Here is an 18,926-nt window from a genome sequence, read left to right as displayed (position 1 = left end):
TCCAACTAAAGATACTCGATAAGTATTGCAAAATTTCAATAAACATATAAACTTAAAGTTGATAAAATTAAATCATGATCATGTACTGAGTTCTGTATTTGTTAACAATTAATATTCTAATAAATTGTCTCTCTAAAAGAAACCCACATTGGATAAAGAGACGATAAACTCTAAGCCTTTACACCTGATAATACAATGTTGACTTTGTGCAGAATCTAAATCTATTAATAGAAAAAAGAAGGAACAGAAAAACCTTTTTTTAGTAGCATCTTACAGACTTAATTAATGTGTATATTTTACATCATCATTAAACAATATCGTTAGAAAAAAAACGTCTTTTCCTTTTGAGTCTTATTACTAATGGATTTAACGTCAAACTACAATCTTGGAGTTTCATCCAACAGTTTATATATATATTTTTTGCATGAAGTGAATTAAGTCTAGTGTAACTACTCAGGTAGTATTATAGTTTAGCCTCTATTAGATTTTAAATAGAGCTTCAAGAAGATAACTTTCAAAATTATCTATTCCCAGCTTAAGTTAACATTATTGCATGATAGCCAATATGCGATCATGTTCAGAACACTCTTTCCTTGTTTCTTTAATGTGTCGGTTATAGATCGCAACATGGCATACCTCTGCGCCCCTTCTTCTGTGCGATATCCCTTAGACACATTCTGTTTTACCTTGATGTTACGCATTGCTCTTTCCGAAGCATTATTATCAAACGGTACTTCATAATGATTTAAGAAAGTAAACACACTATCGATTTTCTTTATTAATCGTTGTCGTAATGTTCTGATTTCATCGAGCTGATCGTCATTTATGTCGATATTCAGAAGTTCTAATAATTTGGTCTTAAATGATGCTTCCTTATCTAGTGGGAAATCTTTTTCTTCAGCTTCCCGTTTTAATTTCATGGCTTCTGAAAAGAGATCTAATATATCTTGTGCCCATCTATTATTGGTCTGTTGCTTTATGTAGATTAATTCGCGTTGTAAATGAGCTAGACATAGTTGATAATGTTTGGCAGGGGTCTTTAGTTGAGAAGCATAGCAGTCACTTACTAAAGTAGCATTAGTAAATCCATCTTTGAAATTTTCTTCCACAACTTTATACCCTCTAGATCTATGTGCTGTGATAAAAGTTAGTTCATAATTTTGCCAAACCCACATCCATCCTTTACTGCCATCTATTTTACAACCTGTTTCATCAGATCCAACTATATTGGCATCTTCAATAGATTGACGTAGAGATTCATATAGGGGAGTGAATACCTTTTCTGCATGTTTTAAAATATTGTCAATAGTTCCATCTCCTATTTTATAGGAAGTCAGCTCTTCTACTAGCGAACTAATCCGATTTAAAGGGATATAGTGCTCTATATGCAGACTAAGAATTAGCGAACGTATGTTGGGACCATATTGAACTGGTGCATTAACATTGGATGGCATAGCTCCTTTATGGATTTGTCCACAACTGCATCTATTCTCATAAAGACGATGCTCAATACATATAGGTTCAATAACAGGGGGGATATCAAAAACTTGACGCTTGCATAGCAACCTAGCATCCTCAGGATTCAGTCTATTTCCACAACTACACTTAGCTAAAGGATGATGAGATTCGATATCGGTCGGTGTGGCATCTTGAAATAAAGTCATGCCTTTATGACCAAGTTGACCTCCTGATTTTTTATTAGATTTCTTGCGAAGAGATTGGTTCTTCTTTACTGTTGATAAATCTCTAGATGGAGGAAAACTGCTATTACCACTATTTTTCTTGCTACGTGATAGTTGATCTTCAAGAGTCTTAATCTTAGCATGAAGCATCGCATTTTCTTCTGACAAAGCTCTTACCTCCGACATAACAATGTCTAATTTTGCCAGTAAAGATTGTACTTGCTCTTTTAATGCCTTGTTTTCTTTTTCTAAACGATCAACTTTATTCATGCCTGCAAAGATCTATTCTTATGGTCAAAATAGAAAAGATAACAACTAAAAGTAATCAACAAATACATTGTTATTTATCAACATTGTACACCAAATCAACGTGTTTGAAGTTTTTGTCGGTTAAAACCTATCTGAAGAACCTGAGTAGTTACAGTCTAGTTTGCTTTACGGTAAGTTTATACTTACTTATTAGGTCTATTAGATCTTTGATTTCTTCAACATTACTAAGGTTAGAATTGGCAAGTGTTTTTTGACATCGACTAAAGATATCTAAATTATCTTCTTCATAAGCGTCTATTAGATTATTAACAATAGGATCTAATAGATTTTTCTCACTTCCATCCCAGTGTTTTCCCGCAATAACTAAAAGTTTACTATACAACTTGACACCACTAGATTTCATTTTTTGATAACTATCAAAATAACTATCAAACAATATCTTATGGTTTGATGTAACAGTTTCTATTAATACTTTAGAAAGATTGATTTTATCCATTATTTCTGTCAGAATCAATTCATTGTGATTAAATACCAAAACGCTTTCAAATTCATCTTTTGAGATTTTGATACTTTTCAACTTACTTGATATTGGTGAAAGCATTTCAACTCTATTGGTCGACTCAATCTCAGTATAATAACTTTTAACAAGTTCTAGATATTTCACTAAGGCATCTTCATACTCTCGAACTTTATCTATAAACCTTTGGGTTTTAGTAATGTTATATCTTCTGCGACTAATCCACGATATAAAACACTTAAGCATCTCTATTAAGAAGTAGACAACAAATGGATAACAAATTAGCACAATAATATCATGATTCTTGATAACAGATATTTTAGAAGGAGCATGAGGTTCTTTAGCTTCACTAATACATTTTGTTACAACCTCTCTAATATCTTTAATATTTCTATTTGTTGAATCTAATTTAGCTGAGATCCTTTTGATCTCATTAGATGTTTTTTTTTCCAATGAATACGACCAATATATATAATTTTTATCCGCTTTGCTAAAATCACAACGGTGATCTGAAGGGTATATTAAATTGATATTTGAATTCACCATTTTTACAGAATCTATCCCTTTTTTCATTCCTAAATCACATAAAAAATTGTTACTAGCTTGTTTAATAATCGATAAGCAGAAATAATGCAAAGAAGATCAAAAATGCCCCTCTTCGTCATAAATCATAACATTAAATATACCATTAATTAATATCGAAGAGTTTTATCTTGTTAGTAATCTATTAACTTAGAATGAATCTTTGACCTAATTATATGAACAAAGGTCCCATCATACATCTTAATCTTATCTTTCAATAACTTTAGATTATCGAGACAGGGCTTGTTCATAAAATTCAGACATAATAAAAGGTCCCTAATTCATATTATATTTGGATTGCGAAAAACAGATATAAATTATGAACAACGACCTTTCGAACAGCAAAATTAGACTATTTTACAACGACCTACAAATAAATCTTAATGATACAAGAAGTAACTCTGGCCGTAAGCATGAGTTACTTCTTGTAATAACGCTTCTAGTGATCTCTATTTTGAGAAGCTATGGTCATCTCAACATGAGTAAGATTCATCGTAATATGGTACGTAATTACGATGAATCTATGTGTGTGTTTGCAGAAGGATATTGATCGTTGTATTAGCCGAGTTCAACTATCTAGAATCTTGTCTTCGTTAGAGTTCCTTCTTGTCAATCCACACAAATAAACAGGATTCGTCTGAATGGTATGCCATAGATGGGAAAGAACTAAGAGGGAGTATTAATTTAAATTCTAAGGATACTAGAGGTTTAAGTATTGTCTACGCTTTGTCTCACTTATCAAACCAACAACAACTTTTGGGTTACTATGATGGAACAAAAGAGAGTGAAAAGGAGGTTGTCAAAGAATCCATAACAAAGATGCTAAATGCTGCCAAAATAAGCCTAGATGCAATGCATAATTCAGCTGGATTACTATCAGATATTGAACAAAGCGATCGTTTTTATTTGACACAAATAAAAGGAAATCAGAAACACTTAAAGGAAGATTTGATCCATACATCAGAACATCTTGTGGCAGATAATATGTTGTCAGAAATCGATAAATCACATGGTAGAATAGACCAACGAGATTATGAAATATATGCAATAAATACGGAGATGCTACAGCCTCGATGGTCGGAAAGTGGCATCTGTAATATGGTTAAGGTAACAAGGTCAAGTTGTACGCTAAAAACAGACAAAAATCGTAAAGAAATACGATATTATATCACGAATTATAATGGGGATATCGCTGAAATTGCAGGTGCGATAAGGAATCATTGGAAAATAGAAGTGATGAATCGAATAAGAGATGTCAATTTTGGGGAAGACAATTTCAAGTCTCTAAATCATGGAATACAGAAATCCATGGCTGCTATTATGCTATTCATATGCAGTGGCTTAATGAAAATAAATGAAGACGATAACTTAAATAAATTAAGAGACGAACTTGTCTATAGTCCATACAAAATAAACAAGTTTTTTGCCGCATAAATTTTATGAACAGGCCCTGTACACCTTTATAAGTTTCAACCTGTTTATTCCACCATATTCTCACTTGGTAACAATACCTATCGATAAAAACACAAACTATCGATAAAACAAAAGCAACCAATAGACTACGGTCAAATCCCCAGAGCAGTAGACTTAGCCCATATACAATGACAATACTTACATATACTTTCCCACTCTCCCTCCTACCAATCTGTTCATTTTCAGAACTACAGGTTTTAAACCGAATTACCTTACAAAGAGTAGATTCCTTCAAATTGACAAACAGAAAAGGGATAGCAAAAATCCCCACTAAATCAAAATAACATACCTTGCCGTGATCAGTGATCGTTATATAATTCCAAGGTAAATCCTTAATTCCATAACGAAAAACCAAATACCATAAAAAGATAAATAACCCCCAAAAGAAATCCCTACTTGAATATCTATAATGCTTCTTTTCATTATTGCGGAGATATACACTCCATCCAATAATCCCCACGACCACCACTATCATCAGAGGCACACTTCCCGATGGGATATGGGTAGTTATCTTTTTTACGACATGATCTAATACAAAATTGGTAAAAGGCTTATAAAACCCAAAAATGAGGACCACAGACAATAGAGAGAAGAATATCTCTTTCTTCCATTTCTTAAACCATGGTTCTATAATATCACTTGTAAAACTCTTCATATGGGATGGATGCGTATGACTCATTGTATTCTAAATGGAATATTCTAATCTAAAAATACAAAATAATCACACGCCTACCATTCATAGAATCTAAAATGTATACTATGACAACATACTCTACTAGTCCTAAATCTTATAGTCAAGCACTAGGTGCAGATAAATACATGGACTGTTCAAAAAGAGGAAAAACCTTTGCCTATCTCATTATCAAAATATTAGTATCACTTTAAGTGCATGGTTGAAACAAAAGAATAGAAACAGTTTTGTGAATATCCCCGCAGGTCAACAAGAACCTCTATATTCTTCGAAGACTTTTTTCATTCGAAGACTTTAATCTTCGTTTCTTGTTAACCCCTAGACGATAGCGTAATGAAAAACGATACAGTTGACTATCCGCATCAGAATCCATTGTAGATTGTATATTGGCATAAGCACTACTCCAAGTGTTTGGTTGATACTGTCCCAATACATCTGTCATACTTAAGGATAAATTTAATTTCTTAATAATATGAACATTGAATATATCTCGACTATAATGTAATATACACCTCTTGCACACTTGTTAATTTATGTCTTTACTCATAAGACCTATCAAATTATGAAAAAGAAAATTATTTGCACCGCTCTATTTATCTCATTTATGGCCATCTTTGGTTATGCTGCTATGAAAAGCGTTATTACCGAATAGCAGAACATGGATTAGACAAAGAGCTTGTCAAGAAAACCAGATACAAATATTGGCTATATAAGCAGATCACGATCTTAGTGCTCAATGACAAATTTGAAGTGATTGCAGAGAAAAAGCGAGAGCCAGGAAAATATAAGTGTAGGTCTTTCTATGTTGGCAAAGATGGTTTTTATGTCCAACGTTATCACCCAGACGATCCTAATATTTCAGAAGACCAATTCACTATCGATCGATTCCAATTAGTAAAAAGAGATCACATATAAATATGTAGATGACAAGTATAATCGACACGCATTCATCTATCATTTCAAACTGTGTATAAGTCCCGTCTTAAATCGATTATGACATCTATATGGTGCTGTAATCATTAGATATACAGCACCAAAACACACTTGTCAACACTTATCCACAACTGTTGATTACAGTCGATCTAAATCTTCTGTATTGTTCGACTCCGTACCGAATAGCTCCTTAAAATCTTTAAAATTATACTGCAAGGAAACCCTCAACATTCGATTATCAAAGTCATTTACACCACCAGACTGTATATAGCCATATTGACTATCCCAACTGTTGTCATTCGTATCTAAGATATCACTAAAGTCGACGGTTAGATAGAGATTATTATGAAACATTTTAACCGTAGATCCTGCCCTTAAGTTCAACTGATCACTATAGGTAGTAATCGATCTGAAGCGTTCACTTCGATAGTTGACGGATGCAAAAAGAACCCAATGTTTCGTCACATTAAGGTCATTACTAAAAGAGGCAAACCAATTGGCATCTCGCATCTTCATCACCTCTCCTCTATAGGGTATATCGATCTTTGGAAACACGACTCCTCCACCTATATTATAGCTATACACTTTTCCAGAATAGCTCTTGTTCATCCCCAACAGCCAACGTTCGGAATGGTCAATATTAATCGGCATATACTTAATAATATCTGGATTATTCGGATCACTCATCGAGGCATCTGTCACCAAATCATCATATCGAGTATACTCCGCCGAGAAAGACCACCCATGAGGCAACGAGACATCAAACACCAAGTTCTTTTTAATGGTAGGTCGCAAATATGGATTACCCTCACTATAGGATAGCGAATCAAAATAGACCTTCGTCGGATTCAAATCGGAGAAGTAAGGACGTTCAATCTTATGGTTATAATCGATAGAGAGCGACACAGATGACGACGCTTCATAAGTCAAACTTAGCGATGGAAACCAATTGAGGTAAGTACTATCTATAATATCCACCCCATTAAGAGAAGTATTAGTTATCGTCTGTTCTGCTCTTATCCCCAATTGATATTGCCACTTGCCAGCTTGATTGCTTAAAGAGAGATAACCTGCATTAATCTGGTCAACCATCTTCTGGTCATTACGATAGTTCTCTTTCCCACTCTCTACATGTACCGAAGAGGAAGCACCGATATTCTTCACCTTACCCACCTTAAATCCCATATCAAGATCTGTATTTGACCACAATACCGTCTCTAAATTACCCTTTAGGGTCAACACATTAAACTCATCCCTATTATCATTATGAGTATGAAATTGCCCCCCTTCCGACTGTTCCACGATAGCTGTAGCATAACGATTCTCATTGAAGGCATAATCAGCAGATAAATTAATCTTAGCATGTCCACGAAAACGTTTCACATGAGATAGACTCACCACATGTTGAGATACCTTATCATCGGTCTGCACATCAATATCACGATCCACAAAGCTAGAGCCCTTCTTATCGATCGTCTGATCCGTATGTTTAACAAAGTCATCCTCCGACTTACGGAATTGATACAACAACTTGGTCGTATTACGTTTATTCTCATCAATCTCCAATCCTCCCGTCACATGATGCTTTCCCATCTCCGAAGTATTCGAACTATTCGTCTTATTATAGATTGTATAATCCGACTGATAATTATTCGTATAGTCATCATTATAGTAGGTCTCTTTATTCTTAAAGTAGTAGTATCCAAAGTAAGTACGAACATGCTTAAAAGGCTTCGTGAGATACAATCCACTCACATTACTCCAGTGTCTTCCCCAATAAGAGGTGTTAGACAACTTTGCACTAAACTGATCCTTTCTCTTTGTCGTAATACGCACGATGGATGATGCACTTGCGTCGGTGGTCGCAGAGGGGTTCTTATCAATCTCGATATCCTGAATATTAGATGATTCCAATACCTGTAACTCCTCTTTAGAAGTGACCTCTCTTCCATCAATAATAATCAAAGGAGTCCCCTTACCAAAAATCGTGATATTATTTTTATTATCCACCAACACCCCAGGAGTACGTTTCAAAACATCCATTGAATTTCCTAGATCACTCAAAGAGGTATTAGCAACCGAAATCACACTCTTTCCTGCTTGTTGCTTCACCTTAGGTCTCCTTACCGAAACCACCACCTCCTGCAACTCTAACCCCTTCAAGATTATTGTTCCCACATCTCTACGCTCCCCTGGGTTGACCTCCAACACCTGACGGCGAAAACCAACACAAGAGACCTGAATCAAACAAGGTGTCATATTGGGGGTATTCGATCTCAAACTGACCATCAAGAAACGCCCCTCCCTTAATAATCGAAGAATCCCCCTTCTCCAGCAGTGCAACTGTAAAATACTCAATAGGGTGGTTACTCTTATCCACCACCCTTCCTTCAATACTTTGCGACTGGGCATAACCCACCCCCACCGTAAGAAGTAAAAACAAACTCAATAGGTTTTTCATTATAGGTCTATTATAATATTCTATCCGAAAGATAGTAATTATCAACCTTATAACGAACACCATTACAGTCACCCCAAAAGACATATAACCATAAATTAATATCCAAACCATTATAGAGACTTCGTTTGCCAAACACGAAAACCAAACACGTCATGCTCGCGTCTAAATATTTGCCACACCGTAGGCAAGTCACAAATACACATCAACGAGAGAATATTATAATCTATTGATATCCGAAGGAGAAACATTACGTCCTCTATATTTCTTTTGGTAGTTATTAAACCTAAGTTTAGCAGTAAACAATAAATAACTTGTCTCTCTCTCGTTATTGATTTGCATATAGTAGTTATCCACTTCAGTAATAGAACTGTTTTCATACATATCGAATATATCACGATATTGCAACTTTAGATATAGACGATCCTTAAAGAATGATCTTCTAAGCCCTACATTTATTCGATACGATTCCGCAGATCTTGTAACATAGTAATCCTGTTCATTACTATAATCAAAATCCAATGTCAACAGATAATCTAAAGGCAACTTAAACTCATTATATAATTCCATCAAGACATTTGTTTTGTTATAACTATTGTCTCTATGTTGTCCTTTGATAGAGAAGAAAGGCTGTAATACTTGAATAGATAACTGAGGCTTCCACCAACCAATCTTATGCATAATAGAAAAGGCGCAATTGATATTCTCATACTTATCGTAATTCTTGTAGGTAAGTGTAGAGTAGTTTCCTTCATTATTATAGTCAAAACCAATATTAATTGGGTTATCAACCAGAGTATAACCAACACTCACATTAAAGTATTTAAACATTGCTTGATAGTTAAAATCATATATCTTCTCATCTAATAGAAATGGGTTACCCTTTTGAACAAGAAATCTATTCACATAGAGATCACCACTATTCAATTGTGAAAACGAAGGCCTACGTATGCGTTTATTGACATGAAAACTAAAACTCTTCTCATCAATTTTCTTAGATATCGAAAATGATGGAAAGAGATCTGAATAGGTTCTATCCAATAACAGTTCCGAATCAACTCCCTCTTTCATCTTCTCCATAGACTTCTCATATCGAACCCCTGCGCTTAAACTCCAATTACCCGGTAAATCTGCTTTTATACTGGTAAAACCAGCATACTTCTCTTCATTATTCGTATATATACTACTTTGTATAAGTGCATCCGAATTCTTCACATAACCATCTCCTTCGATCATATTATATTCGCCGCCAAAATCCACATCAATATGACTCATCAAAGACCAACTAGCAGTCAATTTCGCTGCATAGAGATCAAAATCTGAAACCCCAACATTACGCACTATTCGAGTCGACTCTCTCTCAGAATCTTCCTTTGCCACTTGTGAGAATTCATTATGATTATTTGATAAATCGAAGTCTACCTGTACCTCAAAACGCTTTGTCAGTTTTGCATTATAGAAAGCATTCATAACCTGCTTATAGGGCTGCTCATCCTTTCTTGAATCCATATTGATATTATCATAATCCTTACCATCTGCATCCACATGAATTTCACCCAATGTATGAGAATCAGAACTATTCTTATAAGCCTTATACTGAGCGCCAATACTATGATTTGGCAGAAACTCCCAATCAAAACCACCCATTAATTTATATATCTTAAAATCAAACGAATAAGGCATTCTGAACTCTTGATTCCATTGTATATCCCTATCCAATCGATAGACCCCCACATCTTCACTTTTCGTCTTTTTATCTGTCTGATAATAACTACCAAACAAATTTAGCTTATTGTAGGTAAATGAGATATCTGCACTCTCTGTATGACTAAAATATAAACCTGCCTTGACCTGCTCTTGCAACGTAACAGCCAACCCGTTCAATGCACTCTTTTGCATCTTAATAATCAATACCGAACGACCTTCAGCATCATACTTAGCACCAGGGTTCTTTAATAGCTCAATAGAAGAGATCTCACTCGATTTTAGCTGTTCTAACTCATTGTCATCGAGTACACGTCTATTGTTGATATAGATGATAGGCTTACCCCGAGCAAAAACCGTTATCTTATCTTCATCTATATTAATCCCAGGGATCTTCTCTATCACATCAAAGGCATTACCTAAAGAGCTGAGTGTTGAATTCTTCACATTAGTTACCAGTGCACCGCCTTGCATAGAAAACACAGGGCGCTTGCCAGACACAACGACTTCCTCTAAACCATTATGCTTTGGCTCTAAGCTTATCGGAGCAACGGTAGTGACAACCTCATTTAATACAACATCAATATAACGAGTATCCATTCCAATATAAGAACACTTCATGATAAGCCTATGAGGAAACTCCCCCTTCAGTTCAAAATCTCCCGACATAGAGGTCACAGCACCTGTGATCAACGTAGTATCACTATCAAAAAGTACAACATTACCATATCCAATACCCGACGTTCCATCGGTTAGCTTGCCTTTTATGGATACCGCCGTTTGTCCCCAACAAGACATACTCAAAAAGACACAGAAAATCATTAATAAGGAGGTTCGTCTACAACGAGAGTTACTATTTTTCATTTTAAAGGAATTCTAAGTTTATAATCTAAAAAGATATCCAGATACTATAAATCCATATCCAGTATAGTAACTATATGACGAAGAAAAATGAGTTAGGTTCCATTTAATAATTACAAATAACATATCTATCAAAACACTATCCTAGTGTAGAAAGATAAACGACTCGAATTATTATCAAAATATAACTTTAAATAGGCACTAACTCTAGATCACATTGCCATTATTTAACTAGTTTATAACTAAGACACTTAAACTAGAGAACAAGACCAAAGGAGAAATAATATATTCCACAAGAGGGAAACTTTAAATATAAAAGATCATCATACATTTCCCTCTTGGTGACTGGTATTACATACTATCGTAGTTGCTGCAATGCCTTCTCAAGTTGACTATCTGTAATCCCAAGACGATCTTTAAGGGTATAATCATTTTTAATATCTGGAACAACTCCATGTCCGTCATACAGCTGACCATTAGGCTGATAAGAGTACATCGTAGACATTTTTACCTTAATACCTGAATTGGACAAAGGTCGACTCATAGAGAAACCACTTCCTCCACCAGTTGTATTACCTAAAAGAGAGACGTTATCCCCCTGCTTAATCCCTGCTGCAAAAATATCTGAGGCGCTAAAACACGCTTCATCAATCAACACAATCACTTTATTCTTATAATAAAATGCATTATCCTGTTTAGCTGCTGGACTTATCACCATATAATGATAGTCCGTAAATTTCTTATTACTCACGACCGAAGAGGGTTTAAACGTTCTATTAAACCTTTTAATTGCTCTCTTTTCATCAGAACTCAATTTATCTGAATCGATAGGATAGGCATATCGAGCATCAAAATATCCATTTTTAGGGTGAATATCTTCCTCTTCATTAATACGATATCTTGCAACATTTGTCACAGTAGGTTCTTGTATAAGATAAGGTAATAATGCCAATAATGGTGCTCTACTACCACCTCCATTTCCTCTAATGTCAATAATCAAACCATCTGTATCTTTAAGTCTCTGCATTGACACATGTAGAGAGTCGATAAATCTATCTTTGCGATCCATATATATATTCATTGCCAAGTATCCTATATTTCCTTCTAGCCTCTTCTCCTTAAAATAGAAACGATGACGACTTATTGTACCTTTATAATCTGATAGCTTAACCTTTTTTATAACTCTTTCGTGACCATTGCCCAAAGTCACATCCACTGACTGTGCAACATCCGCGCCAGCCAGTTGAAGCATAAACTTCGTATATGACAAATACTGCTCTGCCCCTCTATCTACAAACTTAGATGTTGTCTTGGGCACCATCTGCTTTGCCAACAAAAACAGCTCCGAAACAGGAATATTATTTAGTGCAATAATCTGAGGATATGATTCATTATAGAAATTATCACTCTTCAGATCTTTACCATAAAACACCCCATCATGTTGAATTATTTGAAGAGGCAACCTCATCTTACGGTCCTCTCGTGTCAACACATATCTTCCCATACTAACCCTACTATGACCATCACCAAAATTAGCCATCAGTATCTTCAGTTGAAGTGCAAAGTCTCGTTTAGTAATACCTTTTCTTAGATCTTGAATTATAACATCAATTCCCGACTTATAATCAAACCCAACCCTATCTGCATATGAGTAATGATTCACAATCTCCCACTCTAAATGCTCTAAATCTTCTATCACCTCTTGCTTAGTCAGCCAATCACTCTTCACTGGTTCATAACCATCTATTCGTTTCACAATATATTTCAACTCATCAGGAATAGCATGTGTATGATTGCGTTCTATCCTACTCTTCGAAAGTTCTTCCTCTAGATATAAGGAGGCTAAGTCTCTATTCTCTTTTTTCAACTCAAAGTCCTTTGTCACAACTTTATCGTTTAAATAAAACTCAACAGATACTGTTTTACCTCGTTTCATATTCATATCATCCATCAAATAATGTAGATAACGAGTAAAAACATATTTCCAGATCCTCGGTTCTTTCTCTTTTGCTCGATCCAAATATACATCGATAGATACTCCTTCAATTGAAACCAACTTCACCCACTCTTTGTTATACATCGTATATGGAAGACCTTCACGAAATTCGATCTTTGAGAATGGTGTACGTTTATCTTTTTCCTGACCAGAGGCAAAAGCCTGTACTCCTGTCAGTAGTACAATAAAAGCAATAATAAATTTTCTCATATTTTCATATCATTAGCTATAATGACCTAGTATAATCTAGAATCATATGCAGTTAAAAATTCCTATTTTCGAAACGAATATATTGGGGAATGAGATCTTAAAAAAAGAAAATAGACAAGAGGGAGTATTTGACCGATAACCACATCATGTCGGTCGACTTGAAATGAATCGGTTTAATTAATTTTACCTCAATAAACTCAAAAACATAATAACATGAATTCTCAAAAACTGATTACCTCATTTAAAGATGGTCAATACAATAAACCTATTCGTTATATTTTTCACACCCTATACATCCTAGGCTTTTTATTCATTTTTATACCATCATATGGCTCACCATGGCCTATCGAATTACCGAGATTCTTCTTCCGAGATGTATTTGAATATAGTCTAATCAGTTGCTTTGTATATATACTCTATATCATTAAAAATAGCGTAACACAGCAAAAAAGGAATACCTCTCTTTCCATATCCATAATTACGATGGTCGGAGTACTTATAACCCTAGCATATTTTAAGAACCATCATCATTATTATAATACTACTAGTTATTACAATCCAAGTTATTCAGATATAATTGAAGACTTCATGCAATATATAGGCTTTGGGACCCTTCTCTTCTCGTCTTTTATCTTAATTGACAACATCAACATACTATTCAAAGGTCGATACTATAAGATGAAAGAGGCTCTAGAAGAAGCAACAAATCAGCTCTTACGTCAACAGTTTCACCCTCATTTCATGTTCAATGCTCTCAATTCGATATACAGTATGGCGTTAAATTCACACACTGAAACACCTGAAGCCATACTCAAGCTATCAGCAATGATGAGATATCTTACCGATGAGATAACTGTCCGAAGAATACCTATCAGTAGGGAGGTCAAGTTCCTTAAAGACTACATCTCCATTGAGAAGATACGTTTTGGAGAAGAAGCCAACATAAAGATAACTGAAGAAGGAGATTTAAATAATAAATTTATCGAACCATTACTTCTAATCCCACTAGTAGAGAACGCATTCAAACATGGTTTCTATAATAACAATATGGATTCATACGTTCATATGTCTATTTCAATAAAAGGTGATATCTTCACCTTCACAATAGAGAATAGTATTATAAGAAACAGAAATAAAATAGAGGAACGAGAAGGCAAAGGAATAAAAAATTTGAATGAAAGATTAGACCTAAGCTACCCAAACAAATACGACCTCACGCTTCTTAATAAAGAAACCTCGTACCTTGCGACACTTCAAATAACAATCACGACATGAAAAAATATACCGCTATAATTGTAGACGATGAACAGTTGGCTATTGATGTCATTAAAAACTATATCGATCGTCATCCACAAATAGAACTACTACAAAGCTTCAAAAATCCTGTAGAAGCATTTTCCTACTTAAACACACAACATGTAGACTTAGCCTTTGTTGATATCGAAATGCCACACCTTCTTGGCACCGAACTAATAAGTAGCTTAAACACCCATACCCAATTCGTGATGGTCACCTCCTATTCGAACTATGCGATAGAAAGTTTTGACTTAGAAGTCCTAGACTACCTGCTTAAACCTGTTCCATTTAACCGATTTAGTAAAACGATCGATCGCTTTACTAAACGAATGCAATCTAACGAAGAAGAGAATCAATATACTGTACCACCATCATTTTTCATCAAAGAAGGAGATGAATATATCAAAGTTGAAGTGCCAGATATAGACTATGTCGAAGGGATGAAAGATTACGCTAAAATCCAATGTGGCAACAACTTTTACCTTGCTCTAAAAACGCTAAAAGCACTAGAAGAGATATTAGCTCCCTACAACTTTATTAGAATTCACAAATCCTATATAGTCTCTATTGACAGAATAACACAATATAATGGAAGGGCTGTTATCATTGATAATCACGCAATACCTGTGGGTTCAAGTTACAGAAAAACACTTAAGACCATACTCGAAAACAGACAACTATAGAATACCTATTAAAGCCATTATAGAGACTTCGTTTGCCAAACCCGAAAACCAAACATTTCTAGAATTGCCATATGTGGGATCACGATAATTACAACCACTGGGAACGCTGAGCTCCAGCTCGGCATCATGAAGCCGAATGTAGTGTCAGCATACATAGAACAACATCTATCGCCTGATATTCACCTCTAGTAAACTCCAACATAGCCGAGCTGAAGCTCAGCGTTCCCAGCAGTTGATGCGCAAGACGTGCCAATAAATTGGCACAAACTTCCCAAAACCAACGTCAACCACCCCACATCCAATAAGACCTAGTTTGTGGCAATTCATTGGCACGTGAGGGAAACCCCAACCAGCCATTGAATTTACAACAACCATGCACCGAAGGCCCTACATCTCATAGCACTAGGAGTAGATATCCCCAACATGGAAAGGTTGTAAGTCCACTCCTTGGGAATTCCATATGTGGAATCACGATAATTACAACCACTGGGAACGCAAGGCGCGCCAATAAATTGGCAAAAACTTCCCAAAACCAACATCAAAAGAGTGAGATATAATGATGTCCGACTTACAGCCTTACTGTATTTTTTCATCTATTAACCAGCCCTTCTTAGTGAGCAAGAAAATATAGCACTTTGAGTGCATGTGACAATAATGGGGTACGATGACAAGGTTTTCGTTCAAACGAATCACTCTATCGAAGTATAGTGATAGACGTACGATAATTTAATCCAGGTTAGAGCTTTGTTATAGGTCGTGTTAGAATACGATTGACTCTCTCTTTCATCCTCTTTTAGGTTCTAATATCTGCATAAACGGTATACTTATGGGATAGAAGTGGATTCCTAGGTACCAAACCCTGACCTAATCCGTCCCTAATCCGTCGTTAATATATCCTTAATCCGTCCTTTGTCCATGGTTTGTCCATCATTGATCCATGGTTCAGCCATCGAAAACCCCGAAATCGATGGACAAACCATGGACGAACCATGGCTGAACCATGGACAAAGGACGGATTAAGGACGGACTAGAGACGGATTAGGGACGGATTAAGTCAGGGAGATGTGCGAGGTTCGTGCGAGGTTGGTTAGGAGGAAGAGGGTTGAAGGGGTATATGGGAATCATTTTAGAATCTAGAGAATGAGACAGTTTATAAAAACGAGACATCTAGTATAATTTGTATTTTATAATAATATTTTCGAAATAATCATGAGAGCAGCTATACTAAATTTAGAAATACATATTCTATTATATATACGTGATCTCAAAATGAACCTTGGGCTATGTGTACGGAATGTAGAGGGGAATATTGGACTATATATAGGAAATTTAGAGGTGAACAGCAGGTCACAGATACGGGATATAAAGGTAAACCTTGGGCTATGTATAGGAAATTTAGAGGTATCTATTAGACATCGTGTGGAGGGGGGAATGAGATATGGTGGTTTAGAGTGGAGGTGGTATTGGCTACAAGAATTAAAAAAGGGATGGTGATGCCGAAAGTGGCATGACCATCCCATATTGGAATTATAAAAAAACGAATCTTCTACTGTTGATAGTAGCGATTGATGGTCGTCATGGTTTCGTTCAGCAGTTTGGCATCGATAGAAACAGTGTCCATTGGATTTAGATTTAAATCGGTAATGTCGTAAGTTCCATCGTAGTCGATACAGGTAATACGATCGGTATCAACGAATGCAAAATTAAGTTTTGTTCCCATTACAATAGGCTCTCTTTTTTGGGTGGAGAACATATTGGCACCTACAGAGTAGGCTTTGATATCGGTAGTACAGTTGAATTCATTTTGCAATAGGGTAGGTACGATATCATAGTGGGTGGTAAGGTGGTTGTAAACCTTAGCAGTGTCCCCTGGGTTATGTACGATCATCGGAATTTGGGTTTGATATTTGGTAAAGTTACCACCGTGTCCCCAATAGTTCTTATGGTTATCGTTAAACTCTTGTCCATGGTCACCTGTTACAATCACAATAGTGTTCTTCAGTAGGTCTTTCTCCTTCAATGTTTGGAATATGTCCTTTGTTAGGTGATCGATATAGTGTACACTATTTTTGTACAAGTTGTAATACTCCTCTTTCACCGATGGGTCTGAAAGTTTCTCATATTTTGGATAGTCCCATTCAGGTTGGAAAGGGCCTTTATAATCTTTTGGGTGTGCAATCGCGTGAGCTGAATCGTAGAAGATAAAGCTAAAGAACGGTCTTGCGGTATCTCTCTCTGTTTTAAGAAAGCGTGTAAAGTTTTTCGTAATATTTTCGTCTCTGATATTTGAGTTCTTCCCTTCGGTTTCCAAGTTAAGCCCATCGATAGATTGAAAAACAGTACGATAGAAAGCTGGATTTCTTAAGGTTGCACTCGGAAATGTTTGAATTTGGTAGTTATACTCTTTCAAGACATCAAAGAATACAGGAGATGTTCTACTCGACTTCATATCATCCCAATAGAATGGAGGGATACTATAGAATAAACTAAAGACACTACCACGAGTAGCATTACTACCACTGTTGTGTCGGGTGAAGACCATGTTCTCTTTCGAGAAGTTGTATATGTTTGGAGTGATCTCCTTTGTCATACACTCAAAGTGCCATGAGTCGATCATCAACACCACGATATTTTTCTTACATGCTGAAGTTTTAATTGGCGCTTTAGGGTAGTCGAGACTCTTGTTACTAGACAGGCGGATCTCAGGTTCATCTGCCACTTTCGACTCGTCGATAAAGTGTGAATAGAGAAAGGACTTGGCCGTCAATGGGTAGAAAAGAGGGAAGACACGCTTCGCCTTCATTATGGGTCTATAGAGCATTGCATCCGCATATGCATACATTATATTTACCCCCAGAAGGAGAACGATCCCTGTACATGTGATACGTCTCACTGTCCTTCTAGTAAACAATTTCGTTAGTTTATTTGCTAGCAATAGTGCGCCCACTTCCAGCAGTATAATTCCACCAATAGAGCATATACCTGTGATGTATGTCCCTAATCCGATATGAAATATCTCTCCTGCCCCTTCACCGAAAAGCAATCCCAATACGAAACCATTAATATGAAAACGATATAACTGAAAGACAAAAGTGTCGATCGTTAGAATAGTAATCATTGTGGCTCCAATCATCACCGTCAAGGTGTTCAGTATTTTCGGGAATCTATAGAGCAAACTTAACGGCAGGAACAGTCCAATAAATAGTAACAGGACCATGCTAAAGTAGTGTCCAATGGATGCGAATCCAATAAACGTTCCCGACATTGCGGTGATATAGTCTATATGCGTTAAATATCTCATTGAGATAAACGCACAAATGATTATGTTTATAATCAGAAATAGGTACGATTTCTTAATACTCTCTCGCCAATACATTGTAAGTGTGAATTTGTTTTTAAACTATATCATTATATGTCTGCAAATGTAATTTATTATTAAAAGATACTTAAAAAAAGTATTCTGTTATAAATAACATAAGATATACACAACCGTTCTACACAACAACATAACACACTACACATAAGATAATTACATAACGAAACACGCTTAAAAACAGCTACAAGACAACT

The 18,926-nt window shown here is 35.7% G+C and carries 13 protein-coding genes; 5 read left to right on the top strand and 8 right to left on the bottom strand.

Annotation, left to right across the window (positions count from 1 at the left end):
• Window positions 1-524: 524 nt before the first annotated feature.
• Window positions 525-1,952 (bottom strand): IS66 family transposase, encoded by a 1,428-nt coding sequence (locus K5X82_13625; protein QZT36300.1) that lies wholly within the window; start codon window positions 1,950-1,952, stop codon window positions 525-527.
• A gap of 148 nt (window positions 1,953-2,100) precedes the next feature.
• The gene (locus K5X82_13620) at window positions 2,101-3,042 is read right to left on the bottom strand and encodes a hypothetical protein (GenBank protein ID QZT36299.1); all 942 of its coding nucleotides are present in this window, start codon (window positions 3,040-3,042) and stop codon (window positions 2,101-2,103) included.
• A gap of 328 nt (window positions 3,043-3,370) precedes the next feature.
• On the opposite strand from K5X82_13620, the gene K5X82_13615 reads away from it, so the two are divergent.
• Together K5X82_13615 and K5X82_13610 are read left to right on the top strand one after the other, a co-directional pair.
• Window positions 3,371-3,601 carry a hypothetical protein gene (locus tag K5X82_13615; GenBank protein ID QZT36298.1) on the top strand — a complete coding sequence of 77 codons (231 nt, stop codon included), beginning with the start codon at window positions 3,371-3,373 and terminating at the stop codon, window positions 3,599-3,601.
• 56 nt (window positions 3,602-3,657) lie between these two features.
• Window positions 3,658-4,485 carry an ISAs1 family transposase gene (locus K5X82_13610; protein QZT36297.1) on the top strand — a complete coding sequence of 276 codons (828 nt, stop codon included), beginning with the start codon at window positions 3,658-3,660 and terminating at the stop codon, window positions 4,483-4,485.
• Window positions 4,486-5,474: 989 nt separating this feature from the next.
• On the opposite strand, the gene K5X82_13605 is transcribed toward K5X82_13610, so the two are convergent.
• Window positions 5,475-5,657, bottom strand: coding sequence for a hypothetical protein (locus K5X82_13605; GenBank protein ID QZT36296.1), 183 nt, complete (start codon window positions 5,655-5,657; stop codon window positions 5,475-5,477).
• Between the two features lie 137 nt (window positions 5,658-5,794).
• Here K5X82_13605 and K5X82_13600 point away from each other — a divergent pair, with 137 nt between their 5' ends.
• Window positions 5,795-6,130, top strand: coding sequence for a hypothetical protein (locus K5X82_13600; GenBank protein QZT36295.1), 336 nt, complete (start codon window positions 5,795-5,797; stop codon window positions 6,128-6,130).
• Window positions 6,131-6,286: 156 nt separating this feature from the next.
• On the opposite strand, the gene K5X82_13595 is transcribed toward K5X82_13600, so the two are convergent.
• The 4 genes from K5X82_13595 to K5X82_13580 all read right to left on the bottom strand — a co-directional run bounded on the left by K5X82_13595 (window position 6,287) and on the right by K5X82_13580 (window position 13,377).
• Window positions 6,287-8,407 (bottom strand): TonB-dependent receptor, encoded by a 2,121-nt coding sequence (locus tag K5X82_13595; GenBank protein QZT36294.1) that lies wholly within the window; start codon window positions 8,405-8,407, stop codon window positions 6,287-6,289.
• Window positions 8,331-8,609, bottom strand: coding sequence for a hypothetical protein (locus tag K5X82_13590; GenBank protein QZT36293.1), 279 nt, complete (start codon window positions 8,607-8,609; stop codon window positions 8,331-8,333). The genes K5X82_13595 and K5X82_13590 overlap by 77 nt, the downstream gene beginning before the upstream one ends.
• A gap of 216 nt (window positions 8,610-8,825) precedes the next feature.
• Window positions 8,826-11,174 (bottom strand): outer membrane beta-barrel protein, encoded by a 2,349-nt coding sequence (locus K5X82_13585; GenBank protein QZT36292.1) that lies wholly within the window; start codon window positions 11,172-11,174, stop codon window positions 8,826-8,828.
• Window positions 11,175-11,529: 355 nt separating this feature from the next.
• Window positions 11,530-13,377: a hypothetical protein gene (locus K5X82_13580; protein ID QZT36291.1), complete on the bottom strand. Its 1,848-nt coding sequence runs from the start codon at window positions 13,375-13,377 to the stop codon at window positions 11,530-11,532.
• 213 nt (window positions 13,378-13,590) lie between these two features.
• On the opposite strand from K5X82_13580, the gene K5X82_13575 reads away from it, so the two are divergent.
• Window positions 13,591-14,652, top strand: a complete 1,062-nt coding sequence (locus K5X82_13575) for a histidine kinase (protein ID QZT36290.1) — start codon at window positions 13,591-13,593, stop codon at window positions 14,650-14,652.
• Entirely contained in the window at window positions 14,649-15,356 is a 708-nt protein-coding gene (locus K5X82_13570; protein QZT36289.1) for a LytTR family DNA-binding domain-containing protein, read from the top strand. Before K5X82_13575 ends, K5X82_13570 begins: the two co-directional genes overlap by 4 nt.
• A gap of 1,546 nt (window positions 15,357-16,902) precedes the next feature.
• Here the strand turns inward: K5X82_13570 and K5X82_13565 are convergent.
• Window positions 16,903-18,732, bottom strand: coding sequence for a DUF3413 domain-containing protein (locus K5X82_13565; GenBank protein ID QZT36288.1), 1,830 nt, complete (start codon window positions 18,730-18,732; stop codon window positions 16,903-16,905).
• Between the last annotated feature and the right edge of the window lie 194 nt (window positions 18,733-18,926).

Source organism: Prolixibacteraceae bacterium, from assembly GCA_019856515.1.
GTDB lineage: Bacteria > Bacteroidota > Bacteroidia > Bacteroidales > Prolixibacteraceae > Halosquirtibacter > Halosquirtibacter xylanolyticus.
Note: the sequence above shows the minus strand (reverse complement) of the source record. Positions and strands in the feature narration are given on the sequence as shown.

What these genes read in the sequence shown, in the direction of transcription:
- K5X82_13625 (QZT36300.1), bottom strand. Translation starts at nt 1,952, where the DNA reads ATGAATAAAGTTGATCGTTTAGAAAAAGAAAACAAGGCATTAAAAGAG.
- K5X82_13575 (QZT36290.1), top strand. Translation starts at nt 13,591, where the DNA reads ATGAATTCTCAAAAACTGATTACCTCATTTAAAGATGGTCAATACAAT.
- K5X82_13565 (QZT36288.1), bottom strand. Translation starts at nt 18,732, where the DNA reads ATGTATTGGCGAGAGAGTATTAAGAAATCGTACCTATTTCTGATTATA.
- K5X82_13570 (QZT36289.1), top strand. Translation starts at nt 14,649, where the DNA reads ATGAAAAAATATACCGCTATAATTGTAGACGATGAACAGTTGGCTATT.
- K5X82_13580 (QZT36291.1), bottom strand. Translation starts at nt 13,377, where the DNA reads ATGAGAAAATTTATTATTGCTTTTATTGTACTACTGACAGGAGTACAG.
- K5X82_13585 (QZT36292.1), bottom strand. Translation starts at nt 11,174, where the DNA reads ATGAAAAATAGTAACTCTCGTTGTAGACGAACCTCCTTATTAATGATT.
- K5X82_13590 (QZT36293.1), bottom strand. Translation starts at nt 8,609, where the DNA reads ATGAAAAACCTATTGAGTTTGTTTTTACTTCTTACGGTGGGGGTGGGT.
- K5X82_13615 (QZT36298.1), top strand. Translation starts at nt 3,371, where the DNA reads ATGAACAACGACCTTTCGAACAGCAAAATTAGACTATTTTACAACGAC.
- K5X82_13595 (QZT36294.1), bottom strand. Translation starts at nt 8,407, where the DNA reads ATGACACCTTGTTTGATTCAGGTCTCTTGTGTTGGTTTTCGCCGTCAG.
- K5X82_13620 (QZT36299.1), bottom strand. Translation starts at nt 3,042, where the DNA reads ATGAAAAAAGGGATAGATTCTGTAAAAATGGTGAATTCAAATATCAAT.
- K5X82_13605 (QZT36296.1), bottom strand. Translation starts at nt 5,657, where the DNA reads ATGACAGATGTATTGGGACAGTATCAACCAAACACTTGGAGTAGTGCT.